This window comes from uncultured Maribacter sp. (assembly GCF_963977385.1).
Taxonomy (GTDB): domain Bacteria; phylum Bacteroidota; class Bacteroidia; order Flavobacteriales; family Flavobacteriaceae; genus Maribacter.
This window is the reverse complement of sequence record NZ_CAXBOU010000014.1, coordinates 113,091-132,052: the sequence shown is the minus strand read 5'-3', so window position 1 is coordinate 132,052 and position 18,962 is coordinate 113,091. Positions and strand designations below refer to the sequence as shown.

15 protein-coding genes are annotated in these 18,962 nt (G+C 41.3%); all 15 read right to left on the bottom strand.

Features of this window, described 5'->3' with window-relative positions:
- Window position 1: 1 nt before the first annotated feature.
- The 15 genes from AAC084_RS14935 to AAC084_RS14865 all read right to left on the bottom strand — a co-directional run bounded on the left by AAC084_RS14935 (window position 2) and on the right by AAC084_RS14865 (window position 18,938).
- A complete protein-coding gene (locus AAC084_RS14935) occupies window positions 2–844 on the bottom strand; it encodes an ATP cone domain-containing protein (protein ID WP_339840998.1) in 843 nt (280 codons plus the stop codon).
- A complete protein-coding gene (locus AAC084_RS14930; protein WP_339840997.1) occupies window positions 841–1,677 on the bottom strand; it encodes a universal stress protein in 837 nt (278 codons plus the stop codon). The genes AAC084_RS14935 and AAC084_RS14930 overlap by 4 nt, the downstream gene beginning before the upstream one ends.
- 25 nt (window positions 1,678–1,702) lie before the next feature.
- The gene (locus tag AAC084_RS14925) at window positions 1,703–2,476 is read right to left on the bottom strand and encodes an SDR family oxidoreductase (protein WP_339840996.1); all 774 of its coding nucleotides are present in this window, start codon (window positions 2,474–2,476) and stop codon (window positions 1,703–1,705) included.
- Window positions 2,477–2,518: 42 nt separating this feature from the next.
- The gene (locus AAC084_RS14920; RefSeq protein WP_339840995.1) at window positions 2,519–3,508 is read right to left on the bottom strand and encodes a 2-hydroxyacid dehydrogenase; all 990 of its coding nucleotides are present in this window, start codon (window positions 3,506–3,508) and stop codon (window positions 2,519–2,521) included.
- A 65-nt stretch (window positions 3,509–3,573) separates the two neighbouring features.
- Window positions 3,574–5,958: a phosphoketolase family protein gene (locus AAC084_RS14915; RefSeq protein ID WP_339840993.1), complete on the bottom strand. Its 2,385-nt coding sequence runs from the start codon at window positions 5,956–5,958 to the stop codon at window positions 3,574–3,576.
- A gap of 14 nt (window positions 5,959–5,972) precedes the next feature.
- Window positions 5,973–7,172: an acetate/propionate family kinase gene (locus AAC084_RS14910; protein ID WP_339840992.1), complete on the bottom strand. Its 1,200-nt coding sequence runs from the start codon at window positions 7,170–7,172 to the stop codon at window positions 5,973–5,975.
- Between the two features lie 75 nt (window positions 7,173–7,247).
- On the bottom strand, window positions 7,248–7,466 hold the full coding sequence (locus AAC084_RS14905; protein WP_339840991.1) for a hypothetical protein: 219 nt from the start codon (window positions 7,464–7,466) through the stop codon (window positions 7,248–7,250).
- Window positions 7,467–7,493: 27 nt separating this feature from the next.
- Complete coding sequence (glgP, locus tag AAC084_RS14900; protein WP_339840990.1) at window positions 7,494–10,034, bottom strand: alpha-glucan family phosphorylase; 2,541 nt, start codon at window positions 10,032–10,034, stop codon at window positions 7,494–7,496.
- A 40-nt stretch (window positions 10,035–10,074) separates the two neighbouring features.
- Window positions 10,075–10,989 carry an alpha/beta hydrolase gene (locus AAC084_RS14895; protein ID WP_339840989.1) on the bottom strand — a complete coding sequence of 305 codons (915 nt, stop codon included), beginning with the start codon at window positions 10,987–10,989 and terminating at the stop codon, window positions 10,075–10,077.
- A gap of 43 nt (window positions 10,990–11,032) precedes the next feature.
- Window positions 11,033–12,616 carry an alpha-amylase family glycosyl hydrolase gene (locus tag AAC084_RS14890; protein ID WP_339840988.1) on the bottom strand — a complete coding sequence of 528 codons (1,584 nt, stop codon included), beginning with the start codon at window positions 12,614–12,616 and terminating at the stop codon, window positions 11,033–11,035.
- Window positions 12,617–12,737: 121 nt separating this feature from the next.
- The gene (locus AAC084_RS14885) at window positions 12,738–14,102 is read right to left on the bottom strand and encodes a dicarboxylate/amino acid:cation symporter (protein WP_339840987.1); all 1,365 of its coding nucleotides are present in this window, start codon (window positions 14,100–14,102) and stop codon (window positions 12,738–12,740) included.
- 13 nt (window positions 14,103–14,115) lie between these two features.
- The gene (locus tag AAC084_RS14880) at window positions 14,116–15,177 is read right to left on the bottom strand and encodes a class I fructose-bisphosphate aldolase (protein WP_339840986.1); all 1,062 of its coding nucleotides are present in this window, start codon (window positions 15,175–15,177) and stop codon (window positions 14,116–14,118) included.
- A gap of 11 nt (window positions 15,178–15,188) precedes the next feature.
- Complete coding sequence (locus tag AAC084_RS14875; RefSeq protein WP_339840985.1) at window positions 15,189–16,202, bottom strand: type II glyceraldehyde-3-phosphate dehydrogenase; 1,014 nt, start codon at window positions 16,200–16,202, stop codon at window positions 15,189–15,191.
- Between the two features lie 25 nt (window positions 16,203–16,227).
- The gene (locus AAC084_RS14870) at window positions 16,228–17,577 is read right to left on the bottom strand and encodes an APC family permease (RefSeq protein WP_339840984.1); all 1,350 of its coding nucleotides are present in this window, start codon (window positions 17,575–17,577) and stop codon (window positions 16,228–16,230) included.
- Between the two features lie 2 nt (window positions 17,578–17,579).
- On the bottom strand, window positions 17,580–18,938 hold the full coding sequence (locus AAC084_RS14865; RefSeq protein WP_339840983.1) for an NAD(P)/FAD-dependent oxidoreductase: 1,359 nt from the start codon (window positions 18,936–18,938) through the stop codon (window positions 17,580–17,582).
- Window positions 18,939–18,962 lie beyond the last annotated feature (24 nt).

Sequence of the window (18,962 nt, the reverse complement as noted above, 5' to 3'; positions counted from 1 at the left end):
CTTACGTGCTTTTACATAGCGCTTCTGAATCTTCTAAAATCTTTTTGTGTCTTTTTTTATCAATTCCTATCTGTTCCAATAACGCAGGTTTTTTGTGAAGCTCTTTGCAGAGCACAATGCCTGTGTCCAATAACTTCGTTTTTTCGGCTTTGGTCAGGGTAGTCAATGCCGTTAAAGGGTGTAGTCCCAACTTGTCTATTCTGTCTTTTAAACCGTTTCCCATCGGGTAATCCCAACTCGTCAATAATAATCCTACGCATTTACCATATTGCACAGCATCGGTGGTAAATCGTGTATTGGTATATACACCTCCCTTATGAAGTTTAGTTTCGTGCCCTTTTTGATGTTCCCATTTTGCTTTTACATCCAAAAATCTAGACTGGATATAGAGCGGAATTTTTACATTACAAGTCCTTCCTTGGTCACTATGGTATTTACATTCAATCATATAATGTTGGTTATCTTTTTGCGCTATCACATCAATTTCGTGCTGAACGCAATTACCTTGAACTATAACACCAACCTGTGTTGAAAATCCTTCGTGTGCCAATAGTTTGCCTACTAACTTTTCAAAAGGAAAACCAGAAGGACCTAATTCCATCAATGCTTTTTTGAGCTTATACTTTGAGGCACTTACACGTGATTTCCCTTTAAGTATTTTAAATGCCATCTGGTAGATTTTTTTAGTGGTAATACCTTCATATATTTTGTTTTCAACTTGCTCAACAATTTGCTGAATTAATTCTTCACTAGCTTGTGCACGTCTTAAGGAATTGATAAGTTTATCCACATCAAAAGGAACCACGTCGCCAGAATATTTCACTATGTTGATTGAATCTTTCATTTTTTAATATGTATGGTCATCACAGTTAGTTCTGAATGATTGGTTACACCCTCGGCAATACTTTTTGAAAATAAGCTCAAAAACCCTGTTTTTCCGTGAGTACTCATTGCAATCAAATCTGCGGGCTGATGTTTTAGAAATGTATTGATTCCTTCTTCTACTGAAGATTCATTGTGAACGTTCATAGAAAAGTTTTTTAAGGCGGGAAACTTTTCAAGAAATTGCTTGACAGGGTTTAATCCAGCGTTGATATTATTAAAGTCTGTTTCTGTGTTGATTCGTAACAAATGAATTTTAGCATCGCATTTTTCAGCTATGGAAAGCACAGCTTGAAACGGATGACTAACATCTTCTTCAAAAGAAGAGACAAATAGAATATTCTTAAAAGGAAACGTTACTTCCTCTTCTTTGACCACGATAATTGGGGCATTAGCCTTTCGAACAATCTTCTCGACATTACTACCTGTTATCTCCCTCACACGACCTTTAGTACCACTACTTCCTGTAATGATGAAATCGTGATGAAAATGACCAGAATGCTCCAAAATATCTTTTTGTCCTGAATCGAACTGAAGAAAGGTTCGGCATTTAAGACCTTCGTGTTCTGCTATTTTTTCGAGTTCACGTAAATTAGCCTTTGCAGTACCTATCTGCTTTAAGGTTTCTGGATAACGCTTTTCTTTAAGTTTGTCTAATTTTACCCAATCTACAGGTGTGGTCATCTGATGCAAAAAGTGTATTTCTGCATTGTATGTTTTTGCCATTTTAATCCCTAGATGTGCAGCTTTAGTGCAGTTTTCAGAGAAATCGGTGGGTACGAGTATATTTTTCATAATTTTTGAATTTTATATTCTTCTGTTATTGTGCTGTGTAACCACCATCTATTACCAATTCAGAACCGGTCATAAATTTTGATTCATCCGAAGCTAGATAAACGACACCATAACCTATGTCATCTGGTTCTCCAAGGTGTCCAACTGGATGTAGACTTTCTAACTGCTTTTTGCCCTCCTCCACATCACCTTGGGCTTTTAGGAAATTTTCTACCATTGGTGTCCATATATAGGCTGGATGAATGGAATTGACACGGATGCCATAACCCTGTTTCGCGCAATGAAGTGCAGCAGACTTGGTAAATAAAGTTATACCACTCTTACTTGCGTTATATGCAGCTAAATTGGGATCGCCAATAAGGCCTTCAATTGAAGAGAAGTTTATGATTGAGCCACCTTCTCCGCTTTCTTTTATAGCCTTAATACTGTATTGGGTACCTAAGAAACTGCCATCTAAATTGATGCTTAAAAGTTTTTTCCAGTCTGCAAGCGTGATATCTTCCACGTTTTTACCGATTGCTATACCAGCAGCATTAGCCAGGATATTTAGCTTGCCAAAGGTCTTGAGCGTAGTCTCGATTACCTTTTTCCATTGATCTTCTTTGGATACATCTTGTTTTATAAATATGGCTTCACCGCCATCGTTCTTGATTTGTTGGACTACTTTATTTCCTTTTTCTTCATCCAAATCTGTTATTACTATTTTTGCTCCTTCGCGTGCCAATAAAATAGCACTTGATTTTCCTAATCCAGAGGCACCTCCTGTGATAATGGCTACTTTGTTTTTTACTCGATCCATAATTTTAAGATTTAAGTGTTACTACTAATTTTTGTTTCTTAATCAAGAAACTTCGTTTCCTGAAACTTTGCCTTTTTCAAAACAGTCTAGATTATATATCGTGGTTTCAGCAATATTTGTCAATGCTGTTTCGGTTAAAAAGGCTTGATGACTGGTTATCAAAACATTGTTAAAGGTCATTAAACGGGCAATTACATCGTCTTGTAAAATGTCATCGGAATGGTCTTCAAAGAACAATCCTTCTTCCTCCTCATAAACATCAATCCCGAAGTAACCAATCTTCTTGGTCTTTAGTCCTTCAATAACCGCTTTGGTATCGACCAATGCTCCGCGACTGGTATTGATAAGCATAACTCCTGGTTTCATTAGTGAAATATGCTTGGCATCAATCAAATGTTTGGTTGAAGAATTTAAGGGGACATGCAAGCTTATTATATCCGATTCACTGCATAACGTTTTACAGTCTGTATAGCGTACCCCATATTTTTCAATGAGCATTCCATTTTCAGAGGTATCATATGCCAAAATTTTACAACCAAAACCATGCAGTATTTTAACCAGGATAGCCCCAATTTTCCCTGTTCCCAATACCCCAACAGTTTTTCCGTTCAAGTCGAACCCTGTGAGTCCGTTCAGCGAGAAATTCATATCTCTGACCCTATTATGGGCTCTGATCAGTTTTCGGTTCAATGCAAGTATCAACGCCATTGTGTGTTCTGCGATTGCATAAGGGGAATATGCGGGAACCCTTGAAATTTTGATGCCCAGTTCAGCTGCTTTTTTTGTATCTACATTATTGTATCCTGTGGTACGCAGGGCGATATATTTGATTCCGATATCTTTAAGTTCTTCAAGTATTAGAGCCGAGGCATCATCGCTTGTAAACAAACTAATGGCCTCGGTGCCAAGAGCCAAGGAAGCCGTACTTTCGGTCAACCGTACTTCAAGTAGATTAAGTTCATGCTTACCTTTATTTGAAGATAGCAAATGGGGTTCTTCGAATTTATGTGTACTGAATACCGTTGTTTTCATTTTGTCTTTTTAAAATTCGTTGTACCAAGTTCTTTGAGTGAAAAGAATCCGTTGGAATAGCCTATTTAATTTTCCCATTTCCAGTTTCTGATCTCGGGCATATCCAACCCATTTTTACGGATGAAATAGTTGTGCTCGATGAGCTTGTCCTGCATTTCCTGTTTCAGATATGCTACTTCATCCCCTAGGTTCGGCAATCGTTCCAAGACATCCTGTACTAAATGAAAACGATCCATATCATTTAAAACTGTCATATCAAAAGCGGTCGTTATGGTGCCTTCTTCCTTATAGCCCCTAACATGAATATTAACATGATTTGTACGGCTGTAGGTAAGACGGTGTACCAGCCAGGGATAGCCGTGAAAGGCGAATATGACCGGTTTGGTCTTTGTGAATAACATATCAAAATCAGCATCGGTTAATCCATGCGGATGCGCCGTATTGGTTTGTAGCTTCATCAAATCGACCACGTTTACCACGCGTATTTTCAGGTTTGGCAATTTCTCTCGTAATATGGATACCGCCGCCAAGGTCTCTAGGGTAGGTACGTCCCCTGCGCAAGCCATAACCACATCGGGTTCTGTATCTCTATCATTGCTCGCCCAGGTCCAAATACCGATGCCCTTGGCACAATGAACAACTGCTTCCTCCATGGGAAGCCATTGTGGTGCCGGGTGCTTTCCGGCCACAACCACATTTACATAATGCTTACTGCGGAAACAATGGTCCATTACCGATAAAAGACAATTGGCATCGGGCGGAAGATATACGCGCACCACCGATGCTTTTTTATTCATCACAACATCAAGGAACCCGGGATCCTGATGGGTAAACCCGTTGTGGTCTTGCCGCCAAACATGCGAGGCTAAAAGAATGTTCAGGGAAGCGATATTTCTGCGCCATGGTAGTTCAGCAGTTACTTTTAGCCACTTGGCATGTTGGTTGAACATAGAATCGATGATATGGATAAAGGCCTCGTAGCAATTGAAAAGACCATGTCTTCCGGTCAAAAGATAGCCTTCTAGCCATCCTTCGCACTGGTGTTCACTCAACATCTCCATAACACGGCCGTCTTTTTCAAGAAGTTCATCGGTTTCCATAGTCTCTCCTTCCCATTGCCTGTTAGTAGCCTCGAAAACCGAGTTCAAACGGTTCGAGAGTGTTTCGTCTGGTCCAAAGATTCTGAAATTTCGTTGCGATCGGTTCAGCTTGATAATATCCCTGGCAAATTCTCCCAGAACACGGGTATCACCGTTTCCCATCTCCCCGCGTACCGATACATCAAGGCCATACTCCCTAAAGTCGGGCATAAGAAGGTCTTTTAACAAAAGACCTCCATTGGCATGTGGGTTGGCACCCATTCGCTGTTCTCCTCTAGGAGCCAGATCTGCCAATTCAGGTAAAAGACGCCCTTGTTCATCAAAAAGCTCTTCGGGCTTATAACTTTTGAACCAATCTTCCAATTGCTTTAGGTGCTCTGGATTACTGGCTGCATCGGGCAACGGAACCTGATGTGATCGAAAATGATTTTCCACGGGCAAACCATCCACAAACTTGGGACCTGTCCACCCTTTGGGGGATTTTAAGATAATCATTGGCCAATGGGGACGTTCCCAATTGTCATTTTGAGCAGCGTTTTCCTTTATCGTTTTTATTTCCTCAGTCACTTTGTCCAGCAATTCCGCCATTTTCCGATGCATCGTCATAGGATCATCGCCTTCGATGAAATAGGGCTTCCATCCATAGCCTAAAAAAAGCTGTTCCAGTTCGACGTCCCCTATCCGGGCAAGAATCGTGGGGTTGGCAATCTTATATCCATTAAGGTGAAGAATAGGAAGTACCGTACCATCGGTTACTGGATTCAGAAATTTGTTGGAGTGCCATGCGGTAGCCAACGGGCCAGTCTCCGCTTCCCCGTCGCCCACTACGCAGGTCACGATTAGATCCGGATTATCAAAGGCCGCTCCGAAGGCATGGCTGAGCGAATAGCCCAGCTCGCCCCCTTCGTGAATGGATCCGGGACATTCGGGGGATACATGGCTGGGGATTCCACCAGGAAACGAAAATTGGGTAAACAGTTTTTTTAATCCGTCTTCGTCTTGACTTATGTGAGGATACACCTCGCTATACGTTCCTTCAAGGTAGGTACTCCCAACAAGTGCCGGTCCGCCGTGGCCGGGACCCGATACGTAGATCATGTTCAAATCGTATTTTTTAATGATACGGTTTAGATGAACATAAATAAAGTTCTGGCCGGGCGTAGTGCCCCAATGCCCCAATAACATGGGTTTGATATGTTCGGGTTTTAACGGTTTACGCATCAGGGGATTGTCCCATAGATATATCTGACCAACTGAGAGGTAATTCGCCGCCCGCCAGTAGGCATCCATTTTATCCAGAAGTTCTGGAGCTATTTGTGTTTGTCCCTTTTTACTTTTTTGATTTTCCATGTCTTACTTGTTTTTTAACTGTTTTTTGATTCGATATAGAGATCCGTCGCACACTTTGCAATCATCAGCTCCTCGTTGGTGGGGATAACCAAAACTTTTACTTTGCTGTCCGCTTTCGAGATTTCAAATCCATTTTGTTCGTTTTGCGCTTCATCCAATGCGATTCCGGCAAAACCTAAACCTTCACAGATTCTCGAACGGATGATGGGTGCATTCTCCCCGATGCCCCCTGAAAAAACTAAGGTGTCAAGGCCTTCCAGTACCGCCATAAAGGAGCCTATCCATTTCTTTAACTGATAACAAAATAGGGCCACCGCTTCAGCAGCCCGTTCGTCAGAGCTTTCTATTTGTAATAGATCCTGCATGTCGGCACTTGTTTCCGAAATTCCCAAGAGACCGGCCTCATGATTGATCAAATGGTTGAACTGTTTGGTGTTCATTCCCTCGCTGTTCATCATATACCAAGCGACCCCGGGATCCAGATCGCCACTTCGCGTCCCCATAATACATCCACCTGCAGGGGTAAAACCCATACTCGTATCCAAGCTCTTGCCATCTTTTACGGCCGTTATACTGGCCCCGTTCCCAATATGGGCCAGAATGATGCGTCCGTTAGCTCGATCAGCCCCCGCTATTTCCTTTAGCTTTTCCATAAGAAAGGCATACGATAAACCATGAAAACCATACCGCTGAACGCCAGCTTGATCAAAGCGCCTTGGTATAGGCAGAATTTTTGCAATACGGGGCAATGTTGTATGGTACGAAGTATCGAAACAGGCTACCTGTAATACACTAGGGCATCGCTGCCTAAAAAGCTCAATGATTTCGATCTCAGCAGGAAGATGATCTGGGTCATAGTCCGTTATTCGCTTTAATTCCTTTAACAAGGTTGCATCGATTACTTCCGCATGTGTATGGTTCATCCCATGGACGATGCGATGGCCGACACATTTGATTCTATCAAACCCAGTTTGCTTTTTTAGCCAAAGGATCAGAAAGATGGCGGCTTCGTAAAAGCCTGGGCAATATATCTCATAACCCACATTTTCGTACTGATCGATATAGTTAACATTGAAGGTAGTACCATTCAACCCAATTCGGTTAATGCTCCCGGAAAATATAAGTTTCGGAGTTTTGGCCATTTCATACATCGCGAACTTGATGCTGGATGAACCGCCATTGATTGTTATAAGATTTGAATTTTCCGGAAGCATTTTTTATTCTAGTTATATAATTATTTAGATTATTGATAGCACATTCTTGTTGCGATAATCCTTAGCTGAACCTTATTATGAATCTGACCCATTAAAAGCACAATTCTTGCCCTTCATAAAGGAGGAAGCTAATTCTTTATATTTTGCACCAAGCTCTTTACCACACCATTCCAATAAGGCCGGCTGTTTTGAACAGATGGTATTGCGAACCGCCTTTTTCAGTTCAATCTTTAACAACTCCTCATCGAAGCTGACTTTTTTTAATATGATTTCGTGATATTCCAGTGTTTCCATTTTAATTCTTTATTTCAAATTCGATTTTTAATGCTGCCATAGTATCAAGTTATCCTCCAACGGTACGGAAACTCCTTCGTAGCTGGGTACAATACGAGCGGTATAGTGATCGGTAGGCCGGGAAGTATTTATCTGTGCATAAAAGTTATGTGCCTCATCTTTTCCCATCCAATCAAATTTCATCTTGATTTTTTCGGGCGCTTCGCCGTCAATACCTTCCGCGAGGAGTTCTACCTGAATATGCTTGGGGTTTATTCCTTTCAACCATATAGGTACTTTAAAGTGATGTTTTTGACCTACACTATCAATTTCAATTTTACCAAATTGAATGGTATCCCATTTATTTTTGAGCTCATGTCGTACTTTAACAATTCTCTTTCCTTTAGCTCCTTTTATAGCAGCGCATTTTTTATAGTTGATTGCCGCTGGCAGATAGTAGTCCTCCGTATATTCGCGAACCGTTCGGTTGGTGGAAAAACGGGGCGTTAGGGTCGCCATACTTTTTCGCATGCGTTCCACCCAAATTTTTGACACTCCTTTTTTGTTACGTGCGTAGAATTCAGGGACAACCTGCTGCTCCAGTATTTCATATAGTGCTACTGCCTCGTGTGCGTCCCATGTGGGATCGTCGCCATGTTCTTGGCCATCGCCCAAGGCCCAGCCTACTTCGGGAGTATATGCCTCTGCCCACCAACCGTCCAGTTCCGACAGATTGAGTCCACCGTTTACAAGAACTTTCATGCCACTGGTCCCGCTGGCTTCCCATGGCCGTCTTGGGGTATTTACCCACACATCCACCCCTTGAACTAAGTTCTCGGCCAGCATTATGTCATAGTCGCTCAAAAAGAGTACATGCTTGTACAAATTATGCTGTTGGATAAATTGCACCCATTTTCGTATCAATGCCTTCCCTGATTCATCGGAAGGTGGTGCCTTACCGGCAAGTATCAATTGAACGGGGTGTTCGGGATTGGTAAGGATACGGATAAAGCGTTCCGGATCGTGCAATAAGAGGTCCGGTCTCTTGTAGGGAACAAATCGGCGGGCAAAGCCCAAGGTTAAGGTGTCCGGGTCAAAAACTTGGTTTGCGATCTCGACCACTTCCGACGGTAGGCCCGAGACTATTGCCTGCCTTTCAAACCTTGCCCTTATAAAATCGACAAGGCGATTTCTAGATCGGTTCCTAAATTCCCATAATTTTTCGTCGGATAGTTTCGAAATATGTGCTGAATGGTCATCGAGTTCGCCCCTCCAACGATCCTTTCCGCAGGATTCTGTCCAAATTTCATCTGCATATTTAGAATCCCAGCTTGGCATGTGCACTCCATTGGTTACATGGCCTACCGGTACTTCCTCTGCCGGCCAACGTGGGAAAAGGTTGTTAAAAAGATTTCTGCTTACCTTTCCATGCAAATGGCTAACACCATTAACCGCCCCGCTTCCACGAATGGCCAGATAGGCCATGTTAAAACTTTCAGATCGGTTATTGGCGTCAGCGCGCCCCAAGGCCATCAGATTGTTAAAGTCCAAGCCCAGTTGTTCTTTGGCATAAGCTCCTAAATGGTACTCCATTAACGGGGGACTGAAGTGATCAAAACCAGCCGCGACCGCCGTATGTGTCGTAAATAGATTGCCGGCTCGAGTTACGGCAAGCGCCTCTTCGAACGAAGTTCCGTTCGCCTTCATAAAATCGTTGGCCCGTTCTAGGACCAGAAAGGCCGCATGCCCTTCGTTCATATGGCATACTTCGGGCTTTATATTCAAGGCCGTTAGTAATCTGTACCCTCCCACGCCCAATATGATTTCCTGTTTTATGCGCAATTCTGGCCCTCCGCCGTACAGCTCATCGGTAATTCCACGATGGATTGGTAAGTTGGTGGCATCGTTGCTATCCAACAGATAGAGCATCGACCTTCCTACCTGTACTTGCCAAGTACGCAGCCATATCGGGTGACCGGGTAACGATACCTTTATACGCAGCCATTCCCCGTTTGGTAAGCGTAAGGGTGTAATTGGCAATTGCCCCGGATCGTTATAGGGGAACAATGCATTTTGCGTACCATATTTGTCTATTTCCTGTCGGAAGTAGCCTTTGGCATAAAGCAGTCCCACGGCAACGACAGGTACGCCCAGATCGCTGGCCGCTTTTAGTTGATCTCCCGCTACATTGCCCAGGCCACCCGCATAAATAGACAGGGCCTCATTGAGCATATATTCCATACTGAAATACGCGATAGTGGTAAGGGCTGTATTCGGGTGGTTTTGCTGAAACCAGGAGGGCGTCGAAATCGCTTGCTCGTTTGCCTTTAGTAAACCATCGAGCTTTTCCCGAAAAGTTGAATCTGCCAAATGCTCCTCCAGCCGATTTCGTGAAACCGTTTGTAGAATGACCCATGGATTCCGCGTGAATTCCCAGAGTTCCGAATCAAGTCGTTGCCATATCTCATCTGAGGCATGGTTCCATGACCAACGGATGTTCAGGGCCAGTTCTATAAGGGAATCGATTCCGTCGATGTCGGTATGCATCAATCCGTAGAGTTGACTCGTATTGTATTTTTGTGTTTTCATCTTTCTATTTCATTTTCAAATTGGTATTCAATTCTATTCATCACGATTTTTCATCGAAAAAATCCCCTATCGCTTTCCAGACTTCAAATGGTTCTTTCAGAAAGAGTTGATGGTCTCCATCCTGTACTTCTATTAGCTTAGCCTGGTTAAAGGATCTTGTAAATTTTTCTACATTTACAAAGGGTGCCACTTTATCGTTTGTGCCTTGGATAAAGAGGATTTTTCGGTCGCGTATGTTCTTGGTAAGCGTAAATAAATCTGTTTTGAGAATTACCTCGTTCAACGAATTATAATAGCTCTGCCAGGTATGTTTTTTTGAGTCTTTAAAAACATCATCGGTCAGATTTTTAGGCTTGAACCATTTCACAATGTATAATGGGTGGAGCATGCAGAACAGTTTTCCATAGCGGCCAACGGCAAGCTTATCGAAAAATGAATCGCTAGACATCTGTTCCAAAAATTGACCTTTGCTTTCAAAAAAAGGAAGGCCAATCACGGTCGCTCCCTTAAACCAGTCAGGGTGTTTTGCGAAAAGTGCCAGAGATAGTACGGCACCCAGAGAATGACCAACAATAAGACTCTCTCCTCTATGAAAGCCTTCTTTCGAAATGATGTTTTCAAGAGCGGCAAGCTGAATTTGGAGAGTATATTCGCTTTGGGGTTTGGGAGAATCACCGAAGCCCAACAAGTCGACTAACAGCAGTCTGTAAGTTCCTGAAATTTTCTCCAAATCCCTTCGCCAGTAATTTTTAGAACCTGCCAAGCCATGTATCAGGACTATTTTTCTTTCGCCCGAGCCCATTACTTCATAGTTCAACGGCATGGTTTCGGGATTATATTCAGGAGCCAAAGCGACCGTTAGGTATTGATATCCTGCTACTGAGGTAAACAACGCTAATATCACTAACACGGCTATCAGAGCCCTTTTTGTAATTTTTACCATCCTGTATTTCATAGTCTCATATTATTGATTTCCATCGCCTAAGTATTTGTTTTCCTTATTTGTTTTTGAATATCAAAAACTCCATGGGTTTTAACTTTATCTTGATTAAAAGACGGTCATCTACTTGATCTTTATTTTTTTCTATCCTGATTTTTTTCTTGTTACCATAGATGCATTCCATAAATGCACCCTCCTTATTAATATGGGAATCGATTGCTATATATTCTACCTTAGTATCCTTTGGGGAAGTATTATAAACTACGAGAATTTCGCCCTCATGCAGAATTCTTGAAAATGCCAACAGGCATTCCTGACATTCAGGAAAATGAAAATCAAGTCCGTTTTCCGAAGTTTCCCTGAAATACATTCTGCCGAACTGTAGAATAGCTTCTCTTTGTCTTAGATGTGCCAAGACAGAAATTCGCTTGTATATCCATGAATCTTGATTCAATACGTTTGACTCCTTATCATCGGGATCGAACATTCCTTCCCGAATATATCGGTCATCAGTACCGTTACCCTCAAAACCTTGTTCGGTTCCGTAATAAATACATGGGGCGCCAAGGGCACAAATGAGAAAGCCCATCCCCGCAACAATTTGTTCGGGAGTAGCATTATGGCCAAAGCGATGTTTAAAATCCATCCCCACCTGATCATGGTCATCGATATAGGTCACCAAAAATTCCCCATATTCACCTCGGCTTAGGGCGTTCTTTTGCAAATCAGAATATCGCTGTATCAATCTGTTCGGAGATGAATTTCCCTTTATTACTTCTGCCAAAACACTGTGTAACGGGTGATCCAAAATAGAATCAAGCCCGTAATATATGTTCCGGTCCTCAGGCAGTATTTTAGGACCTATATAGGGATTACCCATCTCATCATTACCGATAATTTCACCAAATAGGAAAAAGTTTCTTTTGCCCAAGGAGTAGGCATATTCCCTAATTGTAGAGCAAAAACGACTGATATCGCTACCCTTCATATGTTTGACGGCATCTAAACGAAAACCGTCCACATCGGTCTCCCGTATCCAGTAGCAATGTATCTTGGCCAAGATATCCCTTAGATCTTCACTAGCGGGAGAACCATCGTTTCTAAATGTTTTTAAGGTTAAAAAATCACCTTCCTGAGTCTCGGGATAGGCATCGAAATTTCCAATCTGTCCCTTTCGATTATACATTTCCGGGTTTCTAAGTTCAACGGGTATTGGTCTATCTTTTTCCCGCCAATCGCCCAGGGGAAACCGTTGCCCCTCCGCGTAGAAATAGTCATAATCAAAAGGATACGACCAATTATCTCCCGAATGGTGCAGAACGATATCCAAAAAGACCCGTATATCCAGATTGTGTGCCTTGTCTACCAGTTCTTCCAGTTCTTCCTTGGTGCCCCAGCGTTTATCCACATCCATATAATTTTGGATGGCGTATCCATGATAGGATTCCGGATTATTTTCAAACACAGGGCTCAGCCAAAGGGCCGTGCAACCTAAATTTTTGATATAATCGATATTATTGATGATGCCTTTAATTGTGCCCCCAAAAGGCTTTTGCAATTGATCTTCATTCCCGAAACCGGCATGTCGAATATCGAAATTCTTCGAATGCCGCTCGTTGCTATCATGAAATCGGTCGACCATCAGAAAATAAATGACCTCTTCCCGCCATTCCCTGTGACAGTTTATCCAGTACGTCTTGCCCGGTTTTGGGGAAAGCTCTATGTCTTTAATCGATTGTATCATCATCCGGTTCATTAAACATTTAAACAGTGGAATATTCCGTATTTGCTTTTACATAACTCTCTTTAGCTTTCCCCGGTTTTTTTCCATAAAACCTATCGAATACCATGCAGGCCGTTAAGTCACCAGTAACATTGACCGCAGATCGGAACATGCCAAGCAAGCGCTCCACCCCGATGATTATGATGATTCCTTCGGACGGAATTCCGACACTGGATAGCACAGAAGCCAAAATCACAACGCCACCTCCTGGTATGGCCGGGGTTCCAATGGAGGCAGCAACTATGGTAACTATGATAACTATGACGTTTAGAATGCCCATTTCAAGTCCATAAGCCTGGGCTATGAACAAAGTCGTAATGGTCTGATATAGCGCCGTTCCATCCATATTTACGGTGGTTCCGATGGGAATAATAAAATTGCTGATGGAGGCATCCACTTTGAGTTCTTCCTCCGCTGTTTTTAACGATAAGGGCATTACTGCGGCAGAGCTTGTTGTAGAGAATGCCAAAAGTTGGACATCCGTAATCTTTCGTAAAAATTTAAATGGATTGCTGCGGCCAAGTATGCTTACTAACAAAAGGTAGATACCGACCAATATTAGCAAGCCTATCAATACTACGAGTACATAAAAGCCCAAACCTGCCAAGGAGTTCAAGCCAACACTGGAGGTCAACTGTGCCATTAGACCGAATACGGCGATCGGAACCAATAGCATGGCCCATTTGACCACCGTCATACAGATTTCCTGAATTGCCCCCAACAGCAACTTTACCGGTTTGAGAAAGTCGTCGGTCAGCGATAAAACCGCAACGCCTATTATGATGGTAAAAATGACGATACTCAACATTTCGCCACTTACCATGGATGCCAATGGGTTTTCTGGCAACAAATTTGTTATGGCATCCGGAATATCTTTTATTCCAAATGAAAGTTCTGAACTTTCGACGGTATCGGCCATTGCATTGGCATGATCGACTTCCACCTGTTGGTGCAAGTACTTTCCCGGTCTAAAGAGTAAGGCCAGTACTGTACCTATGGATACGGAAATAATTGTTGTTGATATAAAATACACGAACACACCGCCACCCAATCGCTTGAGATTTTCCTTATCATTACTGGCAATGCCCGTAATGATGGAAGCCACGATCAAGGGAATCATGATCATCTGTACCAATTTAAGAAAAAGCATTCCAGGCAGGGCCAACCAATTCCCTAAGACATCGGCAGTGTCTTTTGTAATCCAACCGTTTTGAGGGCTCAACAACAGGCCAACACCAACACCTAAAAACAAAGCAATGATAACCTTGAGCCACAGCCTATTTTCTACCAGTTTTCGCAGGTAGTGGTTAAGGGATTTCAATGATTTTATTTCTGTATCAAACATTCTTATGTACGTATTAAGCTATTGTGATTTTTTTTTCGAGATAAACGCCCTGAACCGCATGTATTAATTCCACCCCGTCCTGAAAGGGCTTTTGAAAAGCCTTTCTTCCCAGTATCAGACCCGAACCTCCGGCCCGTTTATTTACGATTGCCGTTGTGATGGCTTCGATCATATCTGACGCCCCTTTGGAACCCCCGCCGGAATTGATCAACCCTATTTTGCCCATATAGCAATTAGCGACCTGTAACCGGCACAGGTCAATAGGGTGTTCAGTTGTCAAGCTTTCATACATGGCATCGTCATACTTCCCATATTGCAGGTCTTTAAAGCCATAATTTGTGGTGGGTAATTTCTGTTTGATAATATCCGCCTGTATCGTTACCCCTAGGTGGTTGGCCTGCCCTGTTAAATCCGCTGCAGTGTGATAGTCCTCTTTAGTCGTTTTAAAAGCTTCGTTTCGGGTATAGCACCATAAAATAGTAGCCATACCTAAACTGTGAGCCTCTTCAAAAGCTTCGGAAATTTCCTTGAGCTGTCTGTTGCTTTCTTCAGAACCAAAATAAATGGTAGCACCTACTGCAATTGCTCCCATATCCCACGCATCTTTTACTTTGCCAAATAAGGTTTGGTCATATTTGTTGGGGTAGGTAAGCAGTTCATTATGGTTAATCTTTACGATAAATGGAATTTTATGGGCATATTTACGGGCGTTAAGTCCCAAAACACCAAAGGTTGAAGCCACTCCATTGCATCCTGCTTCTATCGCCAGTTTTATAATATTCTCTGGGTCAAAATAATCAGGGTTTTTATAGAATGAATACGCCGCGCTATGCTCAATACCTTGGTCAACAGGTAAAATACTCAAGTAGCCTGTACCACCAAGATTTCCATGGTTGTACAACTGTGAAAGACTTCGCAGAACTTGCGAATTTCTATTACTTTGGGTAAATACTTTATCTAGACTTGTCTTACTAGGGGTTTGCAATTCATCCTTTGTAATTTTTTCACAAACGTGTTCTAAATAGAAGTCTGCTTTTTCTCCTAAAAGTTCTATTATGTTTTTGTCTGTTTTCATCTTAATGGCGTTTAATTGATTCCTAAACTTGTATTGGTTTTAGTGATGGATTTTGCTGCATCCGTTTCTATTCCAGTAAGTGCTCTTATGGCATCAATGGTTTCAGGAATAACAATGGCTTGATTATCGACCACGTAGGCATAAAATAGTTCATCGCCCACCACCTTTAGCATATCTTCCCAAAGGGCTACCTCGTACATATCTCCCCAAGGTCTGCCCATATCCAAGAACATTTCTTTAATGGTATTATTTGAAACCAAACCTTGGTCATAACGAATTAGTTTAATACGGCTGGATGTTTTAAATGCGTTCAGCACGTCATCTTTCGTTGCTTGTTTTTTCAATTTTACATTCCAATAGTGCATATGGCTTAAGGTTTCTGGAACTTTTACTGCGGAAGTGATGACGTCCAAATCTGGATCTACGCTTTTTGCATCTGGACCTTGATGACTTGGGATGTCTTTTTCGGGAACCATAGTGTTCATAATACCACCTAAATGACTTTCCCAAGGATCGGTAGCTCTTCTTAATAAGGTGCCTCTGGCATAATCCAATAAATTTGCTCTTTTTAAAGCGGTCAGCGTTCGTAGAATAGAAGTGGTATTGCAGGAAACAACTCTTGTAGCATCTAGATTTAGAGCTGAACTATAATTGTTTTCTGCACTAAAAGAATGGTTAGTGGTTTCGTGTTTTTCACCACCCTGAACAATGAACTTTATGCCTTGTTTTTTATAAATTATAACATTCTTTGCTGCTATATTTTTTGGCGTACAATCGACCACGAGGTCTGCTTTATCTAACAAGCCTTGCAGATTACCTTTTACCGAAATGCCAATAGTCTTCATTTCTTTTTCGGCTTCGGCGGTTGCCGCATAAATATTATATTCTCTTCTCGCGGCGTTCTGAATACGCCAATCACTAATGACATCGCAAACCCCAATAAGGTTCATATCATCTTGTAAATTAATGGCGTCGGCTACTCTTTTTCCAATGACCCCGTATCCTATAACTGCTATGTTTTTCATATAAATTGTTTTTATTAATTATGTTTTATTGTTTTTTGTTACTTAAATTTTCCATTCCCATCTCCATATTACCGTCATCATCTGTGTGTGACTTCATAAAAAAACGTTCTGCAACGAGTATTAAAATAATACCAATTGCTGCAACGATGAGTACTAATGGATCGTTCAGATATTTTAAATATAGAAAGGCAACGAGTACTGCAATGTCCATTACTATAGCTGTTAATGGAATGATAGGTTGAAATTTTACGTCCTTTTTTAGGTGGCGGAAAAGCCCCCAATGGATAGCAATATCCATAATGAGGTAAAAAATAGCTCCTATGGAAGCTATCCTTGTTAAATCGAACAGAACAGTCAATAAAATAGCAAGAGAAGCCGTAAATATGAGTGCCGGATTTTTAAAATTTCCTAGTTTCTTTAAAGATGGCACTTGTTTCATATTACTTAACATCCCTAATAAGCGGGATGCGGAAAACATACTAGCTAACACGCCTGAAAATGTCGCTACAATTGCTATGGCTATGGTAATCCATAAACCCCATTCTCCAAAAACAGGTTCTGCCGCTGCTGCCAAGGCATAATCTTTTGCTTTGATTATTTCAGGGATGCTTAAACCTCCTGCAACAGATAGTGCCAATGCTACATATATGACCGTGCAGATAAGGATTGAATACACAATAGACCGACCGATGTTTTTATGAGGGTCTTTGATATCACCACCTTGATTTGTAATTGTTGTGAATCCTTTATAGGCAAGGATTGATAATGCTAATGCGGCTACAAAGGCAAGACCTTGTGGCATAGTTTCGGAATTATTGGGAATATAATTCCCAGTAATATCTGCAATCCCAGAAATTACTAGACCCGCAATGGCTAGCAATGCAATACCTGCAACCTTAATAATTGCTGTAAAAGTAGCCGTTGCTCCAATAACTTTATTGCCTAAAATATTTAATATATAGGCAGTTACCAAAAGTAAAATCCCAAGTATAGATGCGTAACCAGCATAACTTTCTGGGAACAACCGAAGCGTGTAAGCCCCAAAAGTACCTGCCACTAAACTTTCTGAAACGACCATTGAAACATACATTAACAGAGAAAAGACACCAGTTGTAGTTCCTGGTCCGTAGGCTTTATTAAAAAATTTGACCACACCTCCAGAAGATGGAAAGGCATTTGAGAACTTTACATAAGAATATGAACTGAAACCTACCACAATGGCACCCGCAATAAATGCAATCGGGAATAAATCTCCCACTAATTCTGCTATTTGCCCCATAAGTACAAATATGCCAGCACCAATCATTACGCCTGTGCCAAGAGATATAGAACCTATTAAGGACAGCTTATTGTTTTTTTTTGTGGTGTTTTCCATTGTTATGATATTTCTTCGTTTGATAGACTTTTGGTTATTGGTTTAAAATTTCTAATTATGACACGATTACTTTTTTCATAAGTGAAATAGCTTACCGTCCAATTAAAACCAACCATCAATCTGTTTCTAAACCCGCTTATGGACATCAAGTGCACTATAGACCACAGTAACCAGGCAAAATAGCCTGCGAATTTGAATTTTCCCAAATCAGCTACTGCCTTACGTTTTCCCACTGTTGCCAATGACCCCTTGTCTTTATATTCGAAAGGTTTTAAAGGTTTATCTTTTATTATATCTAAAAGTGAATCACCCAAGTATTTGCCCTGCTGAATAGCTGTTTGAGCTACTTGTGGATGCCCTTTTGGTGTATCACTGGAAATAAGTGCAGCGATATCACCTATGGCAAAAATATTTTCGTAGCCTTCTACTTTTAAATAAGAATTGGTTTTAAGACGATTACCTCTAACCACGTGTTTTTCATCAATGCCTTTTGGGAACTGTCCTTTAACACCCGCCGTCCAGATTAGATTTTTAGCTAAAATGGTTTTTCCACGTTTGGTTGTGACTATTGAGCCGTCATAATCGCTTACCGATTCATTGAATAGTACCTTTACATCCAAGTCCTTCAAATATTTTAGTGTTTTCGTGGATGCATTGTCAGACATTGTGCTTAATAGCTTATCATTCGCTTCTACTAAATAAATGTTCATTATAGAAGAAGGGTATTCTGGATAATCCTTTGGAAGAATGTATTTACAAAATTCAGCCAACGCACCAGCCATTTCTACACCAGCGGGTCCACCGCCAACGATTACGAAATTGGTTAAGGCATCACGTTCGTTGTCATCACAGGTTATGGCTGCCTCCTCCAAATTTTGAAGCATCATATGACGAATATTTAGAGAATCGCGAATGTCTTTCATCCCAAGACTATGGGACTCGACGTTATCCATTCCGAAGAAATTGGTAGTTGTTCCTGTGGCTAATACGAGATAATCGAAATGCACACTTCCCTTATTGGTTATAACAGTGTTTAAAGAAGGTTGAATTTCTTCTACTTCAGCCAGCCGAAACAGAACATTTTTATAACCACTAATTTGTTTTCTGAAAGGAAATACAATACTATCAGGCTCCAAAGCACTTGTTGCCACTTGATAAAATAAGGGTTGAAATTGATGAAAGTTATTTTTATCAAATAATACAACTTGAACTTCTTTGTTTTTCAATTTTTCTACTAACGCTAAACCAGCGAAACCACCACCAATGACAACTACACGAGGTAATTTAGTATCTTGTAGGCAGATTTCATCTGTTACTTTGCAGGCAGACTCTTTTGTGTTATTTGAGTGGTTAATAGTCATATTTAATTTTTAAATCATTTGTAT

Bases quoted from the DNA above. Each gene is read 5' to 3' on its own strand.
- AAC084_RS14890 (WP_339840988.1), bottom strand. From the start codon at position 12,616: ATGGTCGACCGATTTCATGATAGCAACGAGCGGCATTCGAAGAATTTC.
- AAC084_RS14915 (WP_339840993.1), bottom strand. From the start codon at position 5,958: ATGGAAAATCAAAAAAGTAAAAAGGGACAAACACAAATAGCTCCAGAA.
- AAC084_RS14865 (WP_339840983.1), bottom strand. From the start codon at position 18,938: ATGACTATTAACCACTCAAATAACACAAAAGAGTCTGCCTGCAAAGTA.
- AAC084_RS14930 (WP_339840997.1), bottom strand. From the start codon at position 1,677: ATGAAAAATATACTCGTACCCACCGATTTCTCTGAAAACTGCACTAAA.
- AAC084_RS14935 (WP_339840998.1), bottom strand. From the start codon at position 844: ATGAAAGATTCAATCAACATAGTGAAATATTCTGGCGACGTGGTTCCT.
- AAC084_RS14875 (WP_339840985.1), bottom strand. From the start codon at position 16,202: ATGAAAAACATAGCAGTTATAGGATACGGGGTCATTGGAAAAAGAGTA.
- AAC084_RS14905 (WP_339840991.1), bottom strand. From the start codon at position 7,466: ATGGAAACACTGGAATATCACGAAATCATATTAAAAAAAGTCAGCTTC.
- AAC084_RS14870 (WP_339840984.1), bottom strand. From the start codon at position 17,577: ATGGAAAACACCACAAAAAAAAACAATAAGCTGTCCTTAATAGGTTCT.
- AAC084_RS14880 (WP_339840986.1), bottom strand. From the start codon at position 15,177: ATGAAAACAGACAAAAACATAATAGAACTTTTAGGAGAAAAAGCAGAC.
- AAC084_RS14895 (WP_339840989.1), bottom strand. From the start codon at position 10,989: ATGAAATACAGGATGGTAAAAATTACAAAAAGGGCTCTGATAGCCGTG.
- AAC084_RS14910 (WP_339840992.1), bottom strand. From the start codon at position 7,172: ATGCTTCCGGAAAATTCAAATCTTATAACAATCAATGGCGGTTCATCC.
- glgP (WP_339840990.1), bottom strand. From the start codon at position 10,034: ATGAAAACACAAAAATACAATACGAGTCAACTCTACGGATTGATGCAT.
- AAC084_RS14885 (WP_339840987.1), bottom strand. From the start codon at position 14,102: ATGTTTGATACAGAAATAAAATCATTGAAATCCCTTAACCACTACCTG.
- AAC084_RS14925 (WP_339840996.1), bottom strand. From the start codon at position 2,476: ATGGATCGAGTAAAAAACAAAGTAGCCATTATCACAGGAGGTGCCTCT.
- AAC084_RS14920 (WP_339840995.1), bottom strand. From the start codon at position 3,508: ATGAAAACAACGGTATTCAGTACACATAAATTCGAAGAACCCCATTTG.